Source organism: Kosakonia pseudosacchari, assembly GCF_900184035.1.
GTDB classification, from domain to species: Bacteria; Pseudomonadota; Gammaproteobacteria; order Enterobacterales; family Enterobacteriaceae; genus Kosakonia; species Kosakonia pseudosacchari.
The window spans coordinates 23,247-41,089 of the sequence record NZ_FXWP01000019.1; the positions used below are offsets into that span (position 1 = coordinate 23,247).

General features: G+C 52.9%; 17 protein-coding genes, 1 tRNA gene and 1 pseudogene. 5 read left to right on the forward strand and 14 right to left on the reverse strand.

The window, feature by feature from the left end:
• From BN2591_RS15645 to BN2591_RS15655, 3 genes are all read left to right on the forward strand, one after another.
• Positions 1–594 carry a retron system putative HNH endonuclease gene (locus tag BN2591_RS15645; protein ID WP_086872899.1) on the forward strand — a complete coding sequence of 198 codons (594 nt, stop codon included), beginning with the start codon at positions 1–3 and terminating at the stop codon, positions 592–594.
• Between the two features lie 13 nt (positions 595–607).
• On the forward strand, positions 608–3,526 hold the full coding sequence (locus BN2591_RS15650) for a DUF1156 domain-containing protein (protein ID WP_086872900.1): 2,919 nt from the start codon (positions 608–610) through the stop codon (positions 3,524–3,526).
• A gap of 107 nt (positions 3,527–3,633) precedes the next feature.
• Complete coding sequence (locus BN2591_RS15655; RefSeq protein WP_086872901.1) at positions 3,634–6,495, forward strand: ATP-binding protein; 2,862 nt, start codon at positions 3,634–3,636, stop codon at positions 6,493–6,495.
• 37 nt (positions 6,496–6,532) lie between these two features.
• Here the strand turns inward: BN2591_RS15655 and BN2591_RS15660 are convergent, their stop codons facing one another.
• The 5 genes and pseudogenes from BN2591_RS15660 to BN2591_RS15675 all read right to left on the reverse strand — a co-directional run bounded on the left by BN2591_RS15660 (position 6,533) and on the right by BN2591_RS15675 (position 8,897).
• Positions 6,533–6,835 carry a hypothetical protein gene (locus BN2591_RS15660; RefSeq protein WP_086872902.1) on the reverse strand — a complete coding sequence of 101 codons (303 nt, stop codon included), beginning with the start codon at positions 6,833–6,835 and terminating at the stop codon, positions 6,533–6,535.
• 71 nt (positions 6,836–6,906) lie between these two features.
• A complete protein-coding gene (locus BN2591_RS15665; protein WP_086872903.1) occupies positions 6,907–7,074 on the reverse strand; it encodes a JAB domain-containing protein in 168 nt (55 codons plus the stop codon).
• A gap of 28 nt (positions 7,075–7,102) precedes the next feature.
• Positions 7,103–7,318, reverse strand: a pseudogene (locus BN2591_RS25000) (integrase); the annotation flags it as partial.
• Between the two features lie 45 nt (positions 7,319–7,363).
• On the reverse strand, positions 7,364–8,626 hold the full coding sequence (locus BN2591_RS15670; protein ID WP_086872904.1) for a tyrosine-type recombinase/integrase: 1,263 nt from the start codon (positions 8,624–8,626) through the stop codon (positions 7,364–7,366).
• 186 nt (positions 8,627–8,812) lie between these two features.
• A tRNA-Leu gene (locus BN2591_RS15675) sits at positions 8,813–8,897 on the reverse strand.
• A 611-nt stretch (positions 8,898–9,508) separates the two neighbouring features.
• On the opposite strand from BN2591_RS15675, the gene BN2591_RS15680 reads away from it, so the two are divergent.
• Entirely contained in the window at positions 9,509–10,108 is a 600-nt protein-coding gene (locus tag BN2591_RS15680) for a helix-turn-helix transcriptional regulator (protein WP_086872905.1), read from the forward strand.
• 95 nt (positions 10,109–10,203) lie between these two features.
• Here BN2591_RS15680 and BN2591_RS15685 read toward each other — a convergent pair whose 3' ends face one another.
• The 8 genes from BN2591_RS15685 to BN2591_RS15720 form a co-directional block, all read right to left on the reverse strand.
• Complete coding sequence (locus BN2591_RS15685) at positions 10,204–10,731, reverse strand: RNase A-like domain-containing protein (RefSeq protein ID WP_086872906.1); 528 nt, start codon at positions 10,729–10,731, stop codon at positions 10,204–10,206.
• 159 nt (positions 10,732–10,890) lie between these two features.
• A complete protein-coding gene (locus BN2591_RS15690) occupies positions 10,891–11,307 on the reverse strand; it encodes a hypothetical protein (RefSeq protein ID WP_086872907.1) in 417 nt (138 codons plus the stop codon).
• A complete protein-coding gene (locus tag BN2591_RS15695; RefSeq protein ID WP_086872908.1) occupies positions 11,304–11,714 on the reverse strand; it encodes a hypothetical protein in 411 nt (136 codons plus the stop codon). The genes BN2591_RS15690 and BN2591_RS15695 overlap by 4 nt, the downstream gene beginning before the upstream one ends.
• Before the next feature lie 55 nt (positions 11,715–11,769).
• The gene (locus tag BN2591_RS15700; RefSeq protein WP_086872909.1) at positions 11,770–12,243 is read right to left on the reverse strand and encodes a ribonuclease domain-containing protein; all 474 of its coding nucleotides are present in this window, start codon (positions 12,241–12,243) and stop codon (positions 11,770–11,772) included.
• 16 nt (positions 12,244–12,259) lie between these two features.
• A complete protein-coding gene (locus BN2591_RS15705) occupies positions 12,260–12,715 on the reverse strand; it encodes a lysozyme (RefSeq protein WP_020456325.1) in 456 nt (151 codons plus the stop codon).
• Positions 12,708–13,391: a DUF2589 domain-containing protein gene (locus BN2591_RS15710; RefSeq protein WP_086872910.1), complete on the reverse strand. Its 684-nt coding sequence runs from the start codon at positions 13,389–13,391 to the stop codon at positions 12,708–12,710. Before BN2591_RS15710 ends, BN2591_RS15705 begins: the two co-directional genes overlap by 8 nt.
• Positions 13,392–13,448: 57 nt before the next feature.
• A complete protein-coding gene (locus BN2591_RS15715; protein WP_086872911.1) occupies positions 13,449–14,084 on the reverse strand; it encodes a DUF2589 domain-containing protein in 636 nt (211 codons plus the stop codon).
• A gap of 135 nt (positions 14,085–14,219) precedes the next feature.
• Complete coding sequence (locus BN2591_RS15720; protein WP_086872912.1) at positions 14,220–14,672, reverse strand: lysozyme; 453 nt, start codon at positions 14,670–14,672, stop codon at positions 14,220–14,222.
• 238 nt (positions 14,673–14,910) lie between these two features.
• Here BN2591_RS15720 and ahr point away from each other — a divergent pair, with 238 nt between their 5' ends.
• Positions 14,911–15,930 carry an NADPH-dependent aldehyde reductase Ahr gene (gene ahr / locus BN2591_RS15725; protein WP_086872913.1) on the forward strand — a complete coding sequence of 340 codons (1,020 nt, stop codon included), beginning with the start codon at positions 14,911–14,913 and terminating at the stop codon, positions 15,928–15,930.
• 194 nt (positions 15,931–16,124) lie between these two features.
• Here ahr and BN2591_RS15730 read toward each other — a convergent pair whose 3' ends face one another.
• The gene (locus BN2591_RS15730) at positions 16,125–17,762 is read right to left on the reverse strand and encodes a dihydroxyacetone kinase subunit DhaK (RefSeq protein WP_086872914.1); all 1,638 of its coding nucleotides are present in this window, start codon (positions 17,760–17,762) and stop codon (positions 16,125–16,127) included.
• Positions 17,763–17,843 lie beyond the last annotated feature (81 nt).

Below are 17,843 nucleotides of genomic sequence, written 5' to 3' on the forward strand. Positions count from 1 at the left end.
ATGATAGAAATTCAGCATCGTGCGATGCCAACCCCGGCGTTGACGCAATACCGCACAGCTAACCCGGCAGCCACAGCCGCAGATTTTGATAGCACTGCATTTAAAGCGGTGAAAGATGCAGTAAAAGCCGATCTGCATCAAGACCAAGGTGGTCTGTGTGTCTATTGTGAACAGCATCTTAAGGCAACTGAGGGGCAAGTCGAGCATATCAAGCCCAAAGCGGGGGCAAATGCACATCCTCATCTCTGTTTTGACTATCACAACTATGCCCATAGCTGCATCAATAACCAGACCTGTGGCCAGCGCAAAGGGAATGGCTTGTTGCCCATCGAGCCCGGCCCAGGCTGCAATCAGCAATGGGCCATAGCCAGTAGCAACGGTTGGGTTGAACCGCTACCCACACTGACCAGAAGGCAGCGTCATCCTGTCGTACAAACGCGCGATATGCTGGGGTTGAATAAGGATCCCAATCTGGTCAGTGAACGGAAAAAATGGTTCACCCAAGCAGTTACTGTGCTAAAAACGGCGCCAGACGATTTTGACCAATTTTTGCAATCAGCGCCATTTCGCGCACTGATAGCTGCATCCATTTAATGTTGGAATAACCATGACACCCATCAAATCCCCCAAAAAACTGATCGAAGTGGCCCTGCCGCTGGACGATATCAACGCCGCAGCGGCGCGTGAGAAGTCCATACGCCACGGCCATCCCTCCACTTTGCATCTGTGGTGGGCGCGTCGCCCCCTAGCTGCCGCACGAGCGGTGATTTTTGCCCAGATGGTGAACGACCCTGGCTACCAGCAGGGGGACGGTTTCAAGTATGGTGTGAACAAGCAAGAAGCTGCCAAAAAGCGCGAAAAGCTGTTTAATATCTTGCGCGAGTTGGTGAAGTGGGAAAATACCAATAACGAGGCTGTGCTCAATCAGGCGCGCGAGGCCATCATGGAGAGCTGGCGCGAAATCTGTACCCTTAACAAAGACCACCCAGATGCGACCGAACTGTTTAATCCCAACAAATTGCCCGGCTTTCACGACCCCTTCGCCGGTGGCGGCGCGCTGCCACTCGAAGCCCAGCGCTTAGGATTGGAATCCCATGCCTCCGACTTAAATCCAGTGGCTGTCACCATCAACAAGGCGATGATTGAGATCCCGCCCAAATTTGCCGGCCGTGCACCTGTTGGACCAGAGCCGGCCACCGATAAAATCAGTAAGAAAAAGGCCACTAAAGATGCCTTTGAAGATTGGTCGGGGGCCAAAGGGCTGGCCGAAGATGTGCGCCGTTATGGAGCCTGGATGCGCGAAGAGGCACTAAAACGCATTGGCCATCTTTACCCTAAGGTCTTGGTCACCGAGGCAATGGTCGCTGAACGACCAGATCTAGCGCTTTACTTGGGCGACGAGCTGACAGTGATTGCCTGGCTGTGGGCGCGTACGGTGAAAAGCCCCAGCCCGGCTTTTGCCCATGTCGAGGTGCCATTGGCGTCCACCTTTATTCTCTCCTCCAAGACCGGCAAAGAGGCCTATGTCGAGCCAGTGGTGCAAGGGGATAGCTACCAGTTTACCGTTAAAGTTGGCACGCCACCCTTATCGGCAAAAAATGGCACTAAGTTAGCAAGAGGGGCGAATTTTGAGTGCCTACTGTCAAAGGCGCCAATCGAGGGTAAGCATGTTAAGGCCGAAGGTATTGCTGGGAGATTAGGTCAGCGTTTGATGGCAATTGTTGCTGAAGGTAAGAAAGGGCGAGTTTACTTGTCACCTTTAAGCGAACAGCAGGTTGTTGCAAACAGTGCCATACCGCAATGGAAGCCAGAAAATGCGTTGCCAGATGATCCTCGCAACTTTTGGACGTTAAGCTACGGATTGGAGAAATACGGCGATCTATTCACCCCCCGCCAATTGGTAGCATTGAATACCTTCTCCGACTTGGTTGGTGAAGCCATTGCTCGCTGCCGAGACGATGCGCTTGCAGCGGGCATGTCCGATGATGGCACAGGCCTCGATGCCGGTGGCACTGGCGCGACAGCCTATGCCCAGGCGGTTGGGGTTTATTTGGCCTCTGCAATAAGCAAGGTAGCAAATATAGGCTCTTCTATTGCTTCTTGGATGAGTGATAGAGGAGCATTTAGAGAAACATTTGCACGTCAAGCAATACCAATGGTTTGGGATTTTGCTGAGTCAAATCCGTTTACCGATGGCGGTGGTAGTTTTAGTATGGCCATCGACAAAGGTGCCATGTCAGTCGATGCACTACCTGCAAACAATGAAGGTTTTGTAGTACAGGCTGATGCGCAAACTCAAACTATCAGTCGTAACAAAGTTATTTCCTCCGATCCACCATATTACGATAATATCGGTTATGCCGATCTGTCTGATTTCTTCTATGTTTGGCTGCGTAAATCCTTGCGTCCGATTTTCCCAGGTCTCTATGCCTCTATGGCGGTACCGAAGGTCGAAGAGTTGGTTGCAACGCCCTACCGCCATGGCGGTAAAGAAGGCGCTGAGGCGTTCTTTTTGGATGGCATGGGCAAGGCGATTCATCAACTGGCGGAGCAGGCGCATCCGGCCTTCCCGGTCACCATTTATTACGCCTTTAAGCAGTCGGAAACCAAGGCCGATGGCACCTCCAGCGCCGGTTGGGAGACTTTTTTGCAGGCTGTAATTGACGCCGGATTCGCTATCAACGGCACTTGGCCTGTTCGTACGGAAGGTGCTGGACGAATGATAGCTTTAGGTACCAATGCGCTGGCCTCCAGCGTAGTGCTGGTGTGCAATAAGCGCGCGGCGAATGCCGATAGCATCAGCCGCCGTCAGTTTATCCGCGAACTTAACCGGGTATTGCCGGAGGCGTTGGATGAAATGACCCAGGGCAGCATCGATGCCCTGGGTATCAGCCAATCAGCAGTGGCGCCGGTGGACTTGTCGCAAGCCATTATTGGCCCCGGTATGGGCATCTTCAGTAAATATTCCGCGGTGCTCGAAGCTGATGGCAGCAAAATGAGCGTGAAAACAGCACTGCAACTGATTAACCGCTTCTTGGCCGAAGATGACTTTGACAACGATACCCAATTCTGTCTGCACTGGTTTGAACAGCAGGGTTGGCGCGTGGGTAAGTTCGGTGAAGCCGACGTATTAGCGCGCGCCAAGGGCACCAGCGTGGCAGGCTTGCAAGAGGCCGGGGTGATAAGTAGCGGCCAGGGTGAGGTGCAACTACTCAAATGGACCGAACTGCCCTCCGACTGGGCGCCAGAGCGAGACATCCGAACCCCGGTATGGGAAGGACTGCATCAGCTGATCCGGATCCTGAACAGCGAAGGCGCCAGCAGTGCTGGTGCCATGCTGGGGCGACTATCAGACAAGAGCGATGCGATCCGCTCGCTGGCGTATCGCCTCTACACCCTCTGCGAGCGTAAAGGTTGGGCACAAGAAGCCCGAGCCTATAACGAATTGGTCACCGCGTGGGAGGCGATTCAAAGCGCCATGGCCAACAGTGGGCAAGTGGGAGAAAGCTATAGCCTGGACCTCTAAAGGTCAGAAGTCGAAGATTCCTGAGCAGATAGGCGATGACACCTTTTTGCTCAATAAATTTGGAGCCCAAGCCAATACTGAATTGGATTGAAACGGATAATGAAATTATGAGCCTGAAACCTTGGCGCGAGATTGCGCGCCCGCATCGCGATGTACTGGAAGGCACCTTTAAACAGTCGGAATTTGCGGCAGATATTACTCAGGTCGCCAATGGCTCTGCGCCAGCAGAATATCAGAATGCTGAGCAGTTTTTTGCGCGCACCTTTATCACGGAAGGCATGCGCTTGCTATTAGAGTCGGTCGCCGAGCGGCTGGCAGGCAAAGGCGGCGACCCGGTGATCCAACTGCAAACTGCTTTTGGTGGCGGTAAAACTCACACTATGCTTGCGGTTTATCACTTAGCCTCACGTACAGTGACCACGGATCGCTTGCAGGGTATTCCGCCGATTTTGGATGCGGCAGGGATTCATGACTTACCCAGTGCCCGAGTGGCGGTGATTGATGGGATTAACTTGTCGGTGAGCCAAGCACGCACGCACGGTGTGATCCATGCCAATACTCTGTGGGGGGAGCTAGCCTGGCAACTTTTGGGTGATGAAGGCTATGAGCTAGTGGCGGAAAGTGACCGCGATGGCACATCACCGGGCAAAGAGCAGTTAGTTAAATTGCTGACCAAGGCGGCACCCTGTGTGGTGTTGATGGATGAGCTGGTGGCTTTTTTGCGCCAGTTGGAAGTCGGCAAGCAGTTTAATGCCGGAACCTTCGACTCCAATATCACCTTTATTCAGGCATTGACTGAAGCGATGAAGTCGGTACCCAATGCCATGTTGTTGGCTTCTTTGCCTGAGTCGGCCTTGGAAGTGGGTGGCACTATGGGGCAGAAGGCGCTGGATTCGCTGGAGAAATATTTTGCTCGGGTTGAGTCGGTATGGAAGCCGGTAGCCACTGAAGAGGCCTTTGAGATTGTGCGCCGTCGTTTGTTTGAGTCGGCTGGTGATGCCGCTCAGGTGCAGGGTATTGCGCAGCAGTATGCTGACTTCTATCGCCAGCATGCGCAAGAGTTCCCAAACGAAACACAATCCAGCCACTATTACGACCGACTGTGCAAGTCATACCCGATCCACCCGGAGGTATTTGACCGACTTTATGAGGATTGGTCTACGCTGGACAAGTTTCAGCGCACCCGTGGTGTGTTGCAATATATGGCGATAGTGATCCATCGCTTGTGGGTGGCGGATAACCGCGATGCGCTGATCATGCCGGGGTCGTTGCCCCTTGATGACAGTAATGTGCGTGGCAAGAGCATTCATTATCTACCACAGGGTTGGGAACCGGTCATCGAAAAAGAGGTGGATGGCTCGCGCTCTGAAGCGGCAGATATCGATAATCAAGATACCCGTTTTGGTCAATTCCACGCCGCACGTAGGGTGATGCGTACCCTGTTTTTGGGTAGTGCACCCAGTACAGGCGATCAGATGCATCGCGGCCTGCTGGCTGAGCGGATTATGCTGGGCGCCTGCTCGCCCGGGCAAACAGTGGCCACCTTTAAGGATGTGTTGGTTCGGCTGCGAGATCGTCTGACCTACCTTTATGGCGATAAAGATCGTTTTTGGCTGGATACTAAGCCTAATCTGCGTCGGGAAATGGAAACCCGCAAGAGTAAAGTCAGTGAGCGTGAAGAGTTGACGCCGCTGCTTAAGAAGTCAGTGACTGCGTGTTTTGGCCCCCAGCACTGTTTTGCCGGGATACACGTTTTCACACCTTCCAGCGATGTGCTTGATGAATACGGCAATGGACCGCGTTTGGTGGTACTGGAGCCGTCGGCATTTTCTGCTTATAGCCGTAGTAGCAGTACTAACCAGGCATTCAAAGCAGCTGAGGTGATCTTGTTTAAACGTGGTGAGCAACCACGTGTGAAACAAAATCGGCTGTTCTTTCTCGCTGCCGATTATGACAGTCTGAATCGTTTGAAAGATCAGGGGAGAACGTATCTGGCCTGGCACTCTATCGTTACCGATATCGAAAACGGAGTGTTGAATCAGGATCTGGCGCACTTGACCCAAGCCAAAGGGAATCGCGATACAGCGAAGAAGCAGTTTGATAGTTTGGTCCGCGACACTTATAAGTGGCTACTGGCGCCGCTGCAGGAGCCCGGTCAGCAGCTGGAATGGGAGGTATCGCAAATCTCTTCCAGCGCACCTAAATTAATCCAGGAAATTGAAAGTAAACTAGCTGAAGAGGAGTGGTTGATCAAAGACTGGTCACCGGTTCATCTGCGCAATTTATTGGAAAAATACTATTTTGCCAACGGGGTAGAGTCAGTCAGTGCATTGAAGGTGTGGCAGGATGCCTGTCAGTACCTCTACATGCCTCGTTTGGTAGAGGACAAGGTATTGCGTCGAACGATAGAAGAGGCTGTCAAGAGTACCGATTTCTTCGCTTTTGCCTCCGGTCTGCGTGACGATCGCTTTGAAGGGTTTGCTTTTGGCAAATCATCCACTGTGTTTTTGGATGAGAACAGCCTTCTGATTAGCCGGAATGCTGCTCTGTGCTATCAAGCCAAGCTGGAGCAGGAAAACCGTGAAAAGCAGGAAGCCCGTGAAAAGAGTGAAGAAGAGCGTAAGCGGGGGGATTCGGATAAAGACAGCCACGATGGGACCGATAAGGACGAATCGGATGACGGCAAGGACACGGATACAGGTTCTGGAACTGGTCGAGTCATTGTAACAGAGAGCCAGAAAACTCGGTTTTATGGTTCAGTACGAATTGATTCCATCAGAGCCAAAATGGATTTTGCTAATATCATGGACGAGGTGGTGCAAAATTTTGCCAGCCAATACGGTGTTGAGGTAGAGATCTCCATTGAGATTAATGCACGCTCTGAGAAAGGGTTTGATGCAAATTTACAGCGAGCTATCAAAGAAAACTGCAGCATGCTGAAGTTTGGTAATGCTGAATTTGAAGAGTAAAAAGCAAAAAAATGAAGGCTGGGTTTTCCGGCCTTTTTTACATCCAATGCTGCGGAATGGTGAGTTCGAAGGACTGGACGGCATAGCGCAGCATACTCAAAATTTCGCTGTGTCTGGCTTTGTCAATGACATGCCCTGCCTTGCGCTGCTCCAGCATCTTCTGCAGCTCCGGCAAGTTGAACATGCCAAGACGATGGAAGTTACCCCAGGTAGGTTGGCCAAATAGGTTGTAGATCACCACAGTGCTATCTCGTTCACTGGCCAAGCGTTTTTCACCTAGGAGCTTTGTCAGTGCTTCTTCGGCTTCATCTTTGTCATCATAGGTGTTTAGCAGTTTCATAGTCGGATGTTCTGGCAAAATTTAAGCTGCAGAGTCTAGCAAAAATGGTGGCTGAACCACAGCGAGAGTGATTAACCCAAGCCCCCTCCCGCAAGCGACATTATTCCCTCTGCGGCAACAACCAGATGATCGAGGTGCCGGATATCGACCAGCTCCAGCGCACTTTGCAATCGCAGGGTGATCTCAATATTCGCCCCACCTTTAAATAAAAGGTGGGGGTAGTAAGTAATTATTCCCATACAACTGCATCATCTCTTTCCTCCCTTACAGATACTGTGCATGGTTATATGTCCCGCGAATTGCGTTCTTGTCCACATGCGCGAGCGATGTTTCATTCCACGCTGAGTTAAAGCCCTGCTCGTGCAAGATGCTGCTAATCGTGTTTCGGAAGATACATCTTTTAGCGATGGATTTAGCCCCAATCTGATTAATACTCTAGTTGCTAAATGATTTGCGTAGATCGTTCTTGCTGATGAGGAACAATCATTGTTGCTGTCTCAGAAACAGTATATCCAGTAAAAATATATGCTACATACTACCCCGAGTGATCTTCGCATAGTCAAACGGCGTAATCCCTTTATCCCGATTCGCATCCAAAAAATCAGCCCACCACTGCAACATCAACTTGCGCTCATCCAGATGTTCCGCTTTATGGATATACGCCGCCCTCACCGAATTGCGTTCCATATGGCTCATCTGTCTTTCCACCGCATCCTTCGACCATAGTCCTGACTCAATTAACGAACTACAGGCCATTGTACGGAAGCCGTGGCCGCAAACCTCAACTTTAGTGTCATAGCCCATCACCCGAAGCGCACTGTTTACGGTGTTTTCACTCATTGGCTTACGCGGATCATGATCGCCAATAAAGATCAGCTCATGTTCGCCACAGAACTGTTTTATCTGCTTCAGGATCGCCAGCGCCTGCTTTGAAAGCGGCACCAGATGCGGTGTACGCATCTTTGAGCCTCGCTGAGAATGTTTCACATCAGGAATAGGCTCTCGCTCAGGCGGGATGGTCCATATTGAAGTTTCAAAATCGATTTCTGACCAGCGAGCAAAACGCAGCTCACTGGATCGAATAAAGATAAGCAGAGTGAGCTCCGTTGCCCAGCGGGTTAGCGGCCTGCCGGTATAGCCGTCTATTTTCTGAAGTAATTCAGGGATGCGTTTTAACTCAAGTGCCGGACGATGTTGTCGATTACTGGAAGCAACCGCTCCAGCCATCTCTTGTGCCGGGTTATAATCAATTAACCCACTTTGTACCGCATACCGCATGATGGCCGTAGTGCGCTGTTGAAGACGAGCAGCAACCTCAAGACGTCCAGACATCTCTACGGCTTTAATGGGCACTAATAAATCGCGCGTTTTTAACTCAGTGATATTACGTTCGCCAAGCGCTGCAAAGAGATTATCTTCCAGACTTTTTAGCACACGATAGGCGTGATCTTCAGACCACTTTTTATTGGTGCCATGCCACTCGATCGCTACCTCTTTAAAGGTTCGTGCTTTACTCTGTTCAACCTTATCATTTTTCTTTTTGTCTCCCGGATCGACGCCATTCGCTAGTAGCTTACGCGCTTCGTCACGACGTACTCTGGCATCCGCCAGTGTGATTTCAGGGTAAACCCCAAGTGCCAACATCTTTTGCTTGCCGTCATAACGGTACTGCAAACGCCAGTACTTAGAACCATTTGGATGGACAAGAAGGTGCATACCGCTGCCATCGGTCAGTTTGTATTGCTTATCCGTTGGCTTGGCTGTTCTGACCTTGATATCTGTTAACGCCATGCTTATCCCCTCCCTGTTGGTACAAGCATTATCGAACCGGAAATACCATCATCTGTACCAACATGTGTTGGTAGATGTACATTGATGTCGGTTGACCTTGAGAGAGTTAATATAGCGGGAAAGGTAGATAAATACTGAATCTTAGACATAAAAAAAGACCTCAGTTGAGGTCCATTTACATGCTTTTGGTGCCGAAGGCCGGACTCGAACCGGCACGTATTTCTACGGTTGATTTTGAATCAACTGCGTCTACCGATTTCGCCACTTCGGCACTGAAGGGGATGCGGAAACGTGTTGGATTATACCTGCCGCGGACGGCTATGCAAGTCACGATGTTGTCATACGCCGCTAAGTGCTGAAAAAATCAGCGTTCTACAAGCTGTCACCTTTCTCTTTATAAATCCTTTCCTCCTTAACTCTTTATAATCTCTTGATCCCTTACCCGCTTCACCCTTCGATCCAGAATGTTCATCTTCCCAGTTCCCATTTTTGAACATTCCACATCAGCCTCTGCCCTTCCAACATCATAATCCGCTAACACTCCCTTCTCCCTTCTCCCTTCTCCCTTCTCCCTTCTCCCTTCTCCCTTCTCCCTTCTCCCTTCTCCAGCCCAGCTTCAGCACAACAATCCCCCGAAAGGAATAAACCTTCTCCCCTTCCCGTTATTTTATAAAACTGAGCCTGCTAACAATCCGTAAATAGCGAAGCGACCATTCTTCATATATAATATTTCTTCAACCACTTTATACCATTCCATATTGTTTTATTCGTCATATCGGTTAAAAGACCTATGACAATTAGCCTGTTTCTTTTTTTGCATTTCATTGAATACTTTGATGATTACCAGTCTCAATGGCGAACGCTATTACGTGGAGATAATGTATGCATGTACTCATGATTGACAAGCAGTCAATATTTATTGAAGGAATGGCATCAGTACTATCGCAATATATTCCGGAGGTGAAAGTTCGTGGGCTGAATAATCAAAACGATATCGATGATACGCTTAATGACTTTCCGGCATCATTAATTCTGCTCGATGGTGATGGTAATAAAACATCGAGTCTCGAATTGCTGGATATTTTAGCCTGTCGTCATCCGAATATCCCCGTAGTGATGCTGATGAATAAATGTCAGCCGACATTATTACGATTATTTTTAAATCATCACGCGGTAGCGTTTGTCCGGCGCGATTCGCCCCCGGAAACCATCGCTCAAACACTGCGTAGCGCATCGCTGGGAATGTTCTGTCTGCCACAGGAGAGCATTACGCTGCTGGACAACGGGCACAGCGCCCTTGCCCGTCTGAGCGAACGCCAGCGAGAGATCCTGAAACTGCTGGCCGCCGGGGAGTCAAATAAACAAATTAGCCGCCATTTAAATATCAGCGCGGGCACGGTGAAAGCGCATCTGGAATCAATTTTCCGCCGTCTGAATGTGAATAACCGCACGCAGGCCGCGATGATGTATTCGGAAGAGTAGTCCTGATTATCTTTATTTGATTGCGTTAGCTTATTTTCTTTTTCCTGAGCGTAAAAAGAGCATTATGCGTGGGCATAATGCTCCTGTCGTTTAACTTAATTTCTCGGATAACTTGTTTGTACGCGCCACTGCCCACCGTTATTCACTAAGCGGATAAACGCCTGGCGATCGTTGGCGATATTATAAAAAGCCCCATTGCCATACGCCCTGCCCACGTTCACCGTTCCATTCCCACCCAGCGCAATGTTAAAATTAACCGCTGCGGTATTGTTGGCCGCGCCAGCACAAAACGCCTGAATGGTGTTGCCAATAGAATTCCACGCCGCATCCGCATCCGTCCATGTCGAAGCGGTATTCGTTTGCGGGCAGCTCGGTTGGTTGGCAACCGTGCGCTGCTGCAGCCATGCATCGGATTTACCGACATGGCAAACCGTCATATGCCCACCGGCGTTATCCTGATTCTGCGCCCACTGCGCGGCAGTCAGGCCAGCGCCGGGCAAATTACAGGCAGGGCCGACATTAACGGCCATGGCCCCGGTTGAAAATAAAAACAGCGATACCGCAGCCACAGAAATAATGCTGCGCGTTTTAACCTTATGTGAAAAAACAGAGTTTACAGACATAATCATCTCCTGCGAGTGGAATAAAGAAAGTGCGAATTCGCAGAATTAAATTAACGCCCGTATGAATTGCAGAAAATTTGACAAGTGACCAGTGCAGAGGTGATAAATGGCCTGGGCCATTTTACGGAGCAGCAAAATAAATTCACCACTCCGCGCTAATTATTGTGTGGAAGTTTTCTTGCGCGGTGTGCGAGGAGTGGGTGTTTTTTTAGCAGTAGGGATTTTTTTAGCGACAAGTGTCTTTTTCGCCACTGCTGATTTTTTACGTGCCGGAGTTTTGTCGGGTTTATCGGCTTTGTGCATGGTGTGATAAAAATAATAAATTGAGATTATCCCGATACCCACATCTTTTAATATCCAGAAAGGCAATTCCTGAGCCATTAATATCACGTTAAATAACAGGTAGGGTAAATTTAAACAGCCCTGCACGGTAAAACCGAACGCCGTAATTAAAAGCCCAATGCGATACCACAATGGAATATCAAGCATGCGGCTGCTAAGGGCGCTCACAAAAATGATCACGGCAATCGCCACATCCACCAGCGTGATGGCCCAAAAAAGGAGTTTAAGCGTCATGATGGTTCCTCTGGTTTACGTCGTGGCGCACGGCGACACGGTGCGGCTTTCACGCCGCGAGCCGCGCGTTTTAATTCACCGGCCACCTGCAAAATGTCATGCCCTTCGCGGCGGTTAAAGAAATTGGCCAGCCAGGCAATCATGCCGACGCTTATTGCGCCAACAAAATAGCCGATGCCCATGGCGATATCGCTGTCTTTAAAGTTCATTCCCAGCCAGCGGGCAATAAACCCGCCGAGCGTGAAAGTGGTGCTCACGCTAATCGCGCCAATGATTACCCCGGCGGCCAGGCGCCCGTGTTGATGCAGTTTTTTCGGCTGCCAGAAAAACGACACGCTCAGCCCGCCGAACAATCCGGCGAGCGCGGCCAGCCCCTGGCTTAGCAATTGCAGTCCATCTGCGGCCATCGCATTACCTCCGGAACAGGCGGCCTCAACGAATCGGATGAGGCCGCAATAGCGACTACTGGCAAGGAGGAAGCGTGACGGTTGTGGCGTCGTTATCTGTAGTGAGATAACGCGTCGCGCTTTCCGGGCTGTAAATCAGGTGCTTGTTACTGCGCAGACCGCGTACGCTATCAATATCCGCGCTGTACCACTTACCTTTGCCCGGCAGCGGTTTACCGCTCCACGGGTCGCCGCCCAACTGCTTCTTGTTCAGCGCCCACACGCTCCATAGCGAATCCTCCGCCTTGCCGCTCCAGCCCAGTTTGATGGCCTGTTCGCGGGTGACGTAATCGGCTGGCAGCACGTCATCACGGTTCAGGGTTTTGAGCAGAGCCGTCAGTTTCTTGTCGTCCTGAACGGTTTTCTTATTCAGTTTTGCCAACTCTTGATTTGCCGCCTGCACCACCGCGCTGCACTGCGGCAACTCAGCCCAGGCAGGCTGGGTTAACAGCAGACCGACAAAGGCGACTACCGGGAGATATCGTTTCATCTGTTCGCTCCGTGGATCAGTTAATTGGTGCCAAAAACAGCGCGCGTTCGGCATCACGTCGGCGCGTCAGCCCCGCCAGAATCTTGCCGCCGGCCTTGTTCCAGCGCGGTAGTTGATCTGCCGCCTCCTGATACTGGCCCTGGTTGAGCAGGCGCAGCAGCGTTGAGTTCTGCAAGTTGCCAAGCCCGACGTTAAAGGCGAAGGCGACCAGCGCGTCGAACTGATTCTGGTTGAGATCGACCGTCACATATTTATGAATGCCGCGCTCGGTCATCCCGAGATCGGCGCGCAGCAGATCTTCCGCCTCCACTTTGCTCAGCGCCTGGGGGAAGTTTTCATTGGGCAAAATCAAATGCCCGTAGCCGATGGTCCATTTGCCTACCGCGTCGCGGTACTTCTCAAGGCTTAGCCCTTCGAAAGATTTAATCAGCGTCAGCCCGGCAGCGCCGGTGCTCAGGGGTTGATTAGCCATTGTCATCACTCCTGTCGTTTACTTGAGGAAGAACTTGTCGGGTGTACTCTTCGATAAGCCGCAACACGCTTTCCGGCGGCTCCAGTACGGTGAACTGCATTTCGATATCCACATGTCCGCTGTCGCGCCCGCTGCCTCCGTGGCTCGGCGGCGACATGCTGACGTGAAAGCGGCTGACCGCGTCGTCAGGCGTGCCGGACATAGCACTCTGCTGCTCCACCGCGTCGGTACGCACGGTGAGAAACACTTTCATCTTCTCCAGCATCAGCCCACGCGGTGTGGAGAGCGCCACCAGCGGCAATTTGAAGTGGTGTCGATCGTCCAGCGCCATTTCGACGATTTTCGGCACCAGCCGCCCGTCGTCGCTGTGTTCGAAAAAGGGATCCAGTGCCTGCATGTACTGATGCGCAATCAGCTGGTTCGCCGCCGAGGCCGCATGCTGCATGCCGCGCGTGATATCGGCCAGCGTCACACCCGACGCAGAGGGTGGCGTGCCGTCGCCCGGCGGCGGTGGCGGGTCCTGCGGTGGATCGGCGGGCGGTAATCCGGCGACATCCTCGGGGGGCGGATCGGCAGGTGGCAGCCCGGCACTCTCTTCCTGCGGTGGCGGCGGCGCAGGTGAATCCGCCTTCGGCTGCGCGCCACGGTTGCCGCGAAGCCAGTCTTTCATTGACATAGTGCGCTCCGTGAGAAATGAGGCTGCCAGGCAGCCTCAGGGTGGAGATAGCGAGAATTACGCCGGCGCTTTTTCCGCTGCGGCAGGCGTTGCGGGGTAGGCATCAAGCTGTTTCGATTCCAGCTTTTGCGCCTCTGACGGCAGAACAGCCGGGCGTGTTGCGGCATCCGTCAGGAAATCAATCACGCGCATCAAGGCTTCCGGTGGCGGCTGACGTTTTACCTGGGTATGGATGCTGTATTTTGCGCGGGTATCGCTGGAGCGGGTTTGCTGGGCTTTGTGCGAGACACGACCGGTGATTTTCACGCTGAACGGCCCCCAGCCAACGGAGGCTTCCAGCGAGGCTTCCGCTTCGGTCTGGCTGCTGCTGGCTTCGCTCTGGGAGACTTCCAGCTCGAAGTCGATGGTGCCCTCTTCGATACTGATGTTAGGGTGGGAAATGGCCGCCAGCAGCGGGATGCGCATGGTCTTTTTCACCACGCCCTGGATAACACCCTTGTCATCCACCACGGTTTCGTCGTAATCAAACTGCACCGACTCCGCCTTACCGTCCTTGATACACACCGAGAGCAGGAAGTCGGCGTACGCTTTACTCGCCTGCACCTGCGCTTTGATCATCGCCTGCAGTGGGCCGCCAATCATGTGCTCCAGCGGCAGTGCATTAATGACCGATCCAATAAATTGTGAATCCATAATGCATACTCCTGTGGGTTATACGAAAACATCGCGTTGCGAATTCGCAAACCCACAGTAGCGCTCGGCAGAGGATGAAAATATTGGCTGGATGGCGGTAAAAAACGGGGAAAATGGCCTACGGCGCGTGCCGGGTTACGCAGGTTTTACAAACAGCGCGCGCTCGGCTTCACGCCGTCTTGTCAGCCCGGCCAATACTTTACCGCCCGCTTTGTTCCAGCGCAGAAACTGCTCTGCGGCCTGCGCGTACTCCCCCTGGTTGAGCAGTTTAAGCAGCGTCGAGCTCTGCAAATTGCCTGCGCCCAGGTTAAACGTAAACGACACCAGCGCATCAAACTGGTTCTGATTGAGATCCACCGTCACCGCTTTGTGTACCCCGCGCTCGGTCATTAACAGATCGGTGCGGAGCAGCGCTTCGGCCTCGGCTTCGGTAATCGGGTGGGAGAAGTTTTCATTCGGTAAGATCAAATGCCCGTAGCCAATGGTCCACTTACCCACGGCATCTTTGTACTTTTCCAGCCTGAGCCCTTCAAAAGATTTAATGAGCGCCAGCCCGCCAGCGCCTGTACTTTGCGGTTGATTCGCCATGGTGGTTACTCCTGGTTTGTGGGTGGGTACAGCACCTTTTGAGGATGGTTCGGACACATCGTGTTGCAAAGTCACCGCGCCAAAATAGCCGTATGGAAAATCCGAAAATAGCGGCCTGCGGCGTGCCATACACCGCCATAACTTAACGAAACGGGCGGTATGCACACCCACAGGCTGCCGCAGAGTGTGCAGATGCCCTACACTTCATGCGACTCCCTCTGAATCAAAGGAATCCGTGATGAGCATCATTAAAAGCTACGCCGCACCGCAGGCTGGTGCCGCGCTCGAATTGCAGGAATACGACGCTGGCCCGCTGGCGGCGGAAGATGTGGAAGTGCAGGTGGATTACTGCGGGATCTGCCATTCGGATCTCTCGATGATCGATAACGAATGGGGCTTCTCCCAGTATCCGCTGGTCGCCGGGCATGAAGTGATTGGCCGTGTGGTGGATCTCGGCAGCGCGGCACAAAATAAAGGGCTGAAAATCGGCCAACGCGTAGGCATCGGCTGGACAGCGCGCAGCTGTGGTCATTGTGATGCCTGTATTGATGGCAACCAGATCAACTGCCAGCAAGGTGCGGTACCAACCATTCTCAATCGCGGCGGCTTTGCCGACAAAATCCGCGCCGACTGGCAATGGGTGATCCCGCTGCCGGACAGCATTGATATCGAAACCGCCGGCCCGCTGCTCTGCGGCGGCATTACCGTGTTTAAACCGCTGCTGATGCACAACATTACCGCCACCAGCCGCGTTGGCGTGATCGGTATCGGTGGGCTGGGCCATATCGCCATTAAACTGCTGCACGCGATGGGCTGCGAAGTGACGGCGTTTAGCTCGAACCCGGCGAAAGAGGCAGAAGTGCGCATTATGGGTGCCGATTATGTGGTAAACAGCCGCGATGCGGATGCGCTGAAAGCGCTGGCAGGTCAGTACGATCTGATTATCAACACGGTTAACGTCGATCTGAACTGGCAGCCCTACTTTGAGGCGCTGACGCACGGCGGGCATTTTCACACCGTTGGCGCGGTGCTGAAGCCGCTCGAAGTCCCGGCCTTTACGCTGATCGCAGGCGATCGCAGCGTTTCCGGCTCCGCAACCGGTACGCCGTTTGAACTGCGTAAGCTGATGAAGTTCGCCGGACGCGCGAAAGTGGCACCGACCACGGAGATGTTCCCGATGTCGCAGATTAACGAAGCGTTGCAGCACGTACGCGACGGCAAAGCCCGTTACCGCGTGGTATTAAAAGCGGATTTCTGATGTGAAAAAGCCCGGCAATATCGCCGGGCTTTTTTATTGCGCTACCCCGTCTTGTTAACGCGAACAGCGCCAGAGTTTGGGTCGCCATAATGCCTTTGGATTGACTTCCGACTGGCCTGGCGGGCAGATCTTTTATGGTTTTCGGTACACCCTTCAAACGCGAAATCAAAGCCGCTTTCCAGCAAGGCGGGAGCTTACCTGCTAATAGCAGCAAACACTTCCGCAATCGCGACAGCCCCCGGATCGGTTACCCCGTCGAGATTTTCACTGTTCACATATGATGAGCGCCCGGCACCCGCTTTTTGCATCGATGCCGTGCTGGCCGCACCGCTTTTTGCAGCGGCAACGGCGGCATCCAGCCCGCTATCGCGCAGCGCTTCAAGCGCCGGTTGCAGCGCATCGATCAGCGTGCGATCGCCAAGATCCGCACCGCCATAATGTTTCATCTGCTTCAGCCCCAGCAGTAGCGCTTCCGGCAATGGCGTGCCGTTGTGTACGGCCTGACCTGCGGCGGTGAAGAAAATCGACATCAGCACGCCGCTGGAACCGCCCATCACGGTCGCCAGTCGCTCGCCAACCAGTTGCAGCAGTTGCGAAGTGTTGTTCAACGGCAGGGCATTTTGCTCCAGCAGACGTTTGATTTCCCGCGCCCCTTCAGCAAAGGTTGAACCGGTATCGCCATCGCCCACTTTCGCATCCAGCGCGTTAAGCCGGTTTTCGAGGTCAATCAATGTATTGACTGCTGTATTAACCAGCGCTTTCACCTGCGGGTTGTCGGAAGGTTCAATCTCCAGCCCGTCATATACCGCGCTGTGCGGCTGGGTTTTCATCGGCGCGAACGGCACCGGTTTCTGCCAGCCTACGGTCTGCACATCGGCGCAAATCGCCTGCTCGAAGGTGTCATTCAGGCGCAATACGGACAGCGAAAACCCTTTCATATCCAGTGAACTGACCAGCGGTGCGGGGCCAATCAGATAGGCGATTTGCGCTTTAAAGGCTGAATGCGCCAGTTCTTTGGTCAGCAGCGCCATTTCCAGCGCCGAGACACCGCCGAGGTTGTTAATCAGCACCGCCACCCGATCGTTACCCACCGCCGCTTTTAGCGGTTTTACCAGCGTATCGATGAGCGTCTTGCTGTTATGCGTATCAACGGTGGTTGCGCCGGGTTCGCCGTGAATACCCAGACCCAGCTCGACTTTGCCGTGCTGAATGCGGCCCTCTTCGCTATCGCCGCCCGGCAGATTGCAGGTATCCATCGCCAGCCCGAGGCTGAAGACGTTGTCGCAGGCCTGCTGAGCGATATCACGCACTTCACTTAGCGACTTTCCGTGCTCCGCAGCATGGCCCGCAATCTTATGCACCAGTGCCGTACCGGCGATGCCGCGTGGCTGTTTGTTGTCCGGCAGCGCAATGTCGTCTGCGACGATCACCATCTCCACCTTCAGGCCGTAGCGCTTGGCTTTCTCTGCCGCGAGGCCGAAGTTAAGCCGGTCGCCGGTGTAGTTCTTCACAATCAGCAGGCAGCCGCGATCGCCGGTTACTGCCACAATCGCGTTCAGTACCGCATCCACGCTTGGCGAGGCGAAAACATCACCGCAAACGGCAGCGGTGAGCATCCCTTTACCGACAAACCCGGCATGCGCCGGTTCATGCCCGGAACCGCCGCCGGAAATCACCGCCACGCGGCTTTTATCCCAGTCGGCGCGGGCCACAATGCGAATAGCGGGATCGATATCGAGTCGAACGAGGTTGCCGTGTGGTGCAGAAATTACCAAACCTTCAATGGCATCATTGACCAGCTGTTTGCGGTCATTGAAAAAGAATCTGGACATAAGTTTCCAAAAAGTTGTGAATCGTTCCTCAAGCATAGCCCGCGCGGTGCGGGCCGGGGTAAAGAACAGATTTTACTGAAG

What these genes read in the sequence shown, in the direction of transcription:
- BN2591_RS15680 (WP_086872905.1), top strand. Translation starts at nt 9,509, where the DNA reads ATGCATGTACTCATGATTGACAAGCAGTCAATATTTATTGAAGGAATG.
- BN2591_RS15665 (WP_086872903.1), bottom strand. Translation starts at nt 7,074, where the DNA reads ATGGGAATAATTACTTACTACCCCCACCTTTTATTTAAAGGTGGGGCG.
- BN2591_RS15645 (WP_086872899.1), top strand. Translation starts at nt 1, where the DNA reads ATGATAGAAATTCAGCATCGTGCGATGCCAACCCCGGCGTTGACGCAA.
- BN2591_RS15690 (WP_086872907.1), bottom strand. Translation starts at nt 11,307, where the DNA reads ATGACGCTTAAACTCCTTTTTTGGGCCATCACGCTGGTGGATGTGGCG.
- BN2591_RS15660 (WP_086872902.1), bottom strand. Translation starts at nt 6,835, where the DNA reads ATGAAACTGCTAAACACCTATGATGACAAAGATGAAGCCGAAGAAGCA.
- BN2591_RS15730 (WP_086872914.1), bottom strand. Translation starts at nt 17,762, where the DNA reads ATGTCCAGATTCTTTTTCAATGACCGCAAACAGCTGGTCAATGATGCC.
- BN2591_RS15705 (WP_020456325.1), bottom strand. Translation starts at nt 12,715, where the DNA reads ATGGCTAATCAACCCCTGAGCACCGGCGCTGCCGGGCTGACGCTGATT.
- BN2591_RS15670 (WP_086872904.1), bottom strand. Translation starts at nt 8,626, where the DNA reads ATGGCGTTAACAGATATCAAGGTCAGAACAGCCAAGCCAACGGATAAG.
- ahr (WP_086872913.1), top strand. Translation starts at nt 14,911, where the DNA reads ATGAGCATCATTAAAAGCTACGCCGCACCGCAGGCTGGTGCCGCGCTC.
- BN2591_RS15720 (WP_086872912.1), bottom strand. Translation starts at nt 14,672, where the DNA reads ATGGCGAATCAACCGCAAAGTACAGGCGCTGGCGGGCTGGCGCTCATT.
- BN2591_RS15695 (WP_086872908.1), bottom strand. Translation starts at nt 11,714, where the DNA reads ATGGCCGCAGATGGACTGCAATTGCTAAGCCAGGGGCTGGCCGCGCTC.
- BN2591_RS15655 (WP_086872901.1), top strand. Translation starts at nt 3,634, where the DNA reads ATGAGCCTGAAACCTTGGCGCGAGATTGCGCGCCCGCATCGCGATGTA.
- BN2591_RS15650 (WP_086872900.1), top strand. Translation starts at nt 608, where the DNA reads ATGACACCCATCAAATCCCCCAAAAAACTGATCGAAGTGGCCCTGCCG.
- BN2591_RS15715 (WP_086872911.1), bottom strand. Translation starts at nt 14,084, where the DNA reads ATGGATTCACAATTTATTGGATCGGTCATTAATGCACTGCCGCTGGAG.
- BN2591_RS15710 (WP_086872910.1), bottom strand. Translation starts at nt 13,391, where the DNA reads ATGTCAATGAAAGACTGGCTTCGCGGCAACCGTGGCGCGCAGCCGAAG.
- BN2591_RS15700 (WP_086872909.1), bottom strand. Translation starts at nt 12,243, where the DNA reads ATGAAACGATATCTCCCGGTAGTCGCCTTTGTCGGTCTGCTGTTAACC.
- BN2591_RS15685 (WP_086872906.1), bottom strand. Translation starts at nt 10,731, where the DNA reads ATGTCTGTAAACTCTGTTTTTTCACATAAGGTTAAAACGCGCAGCATT.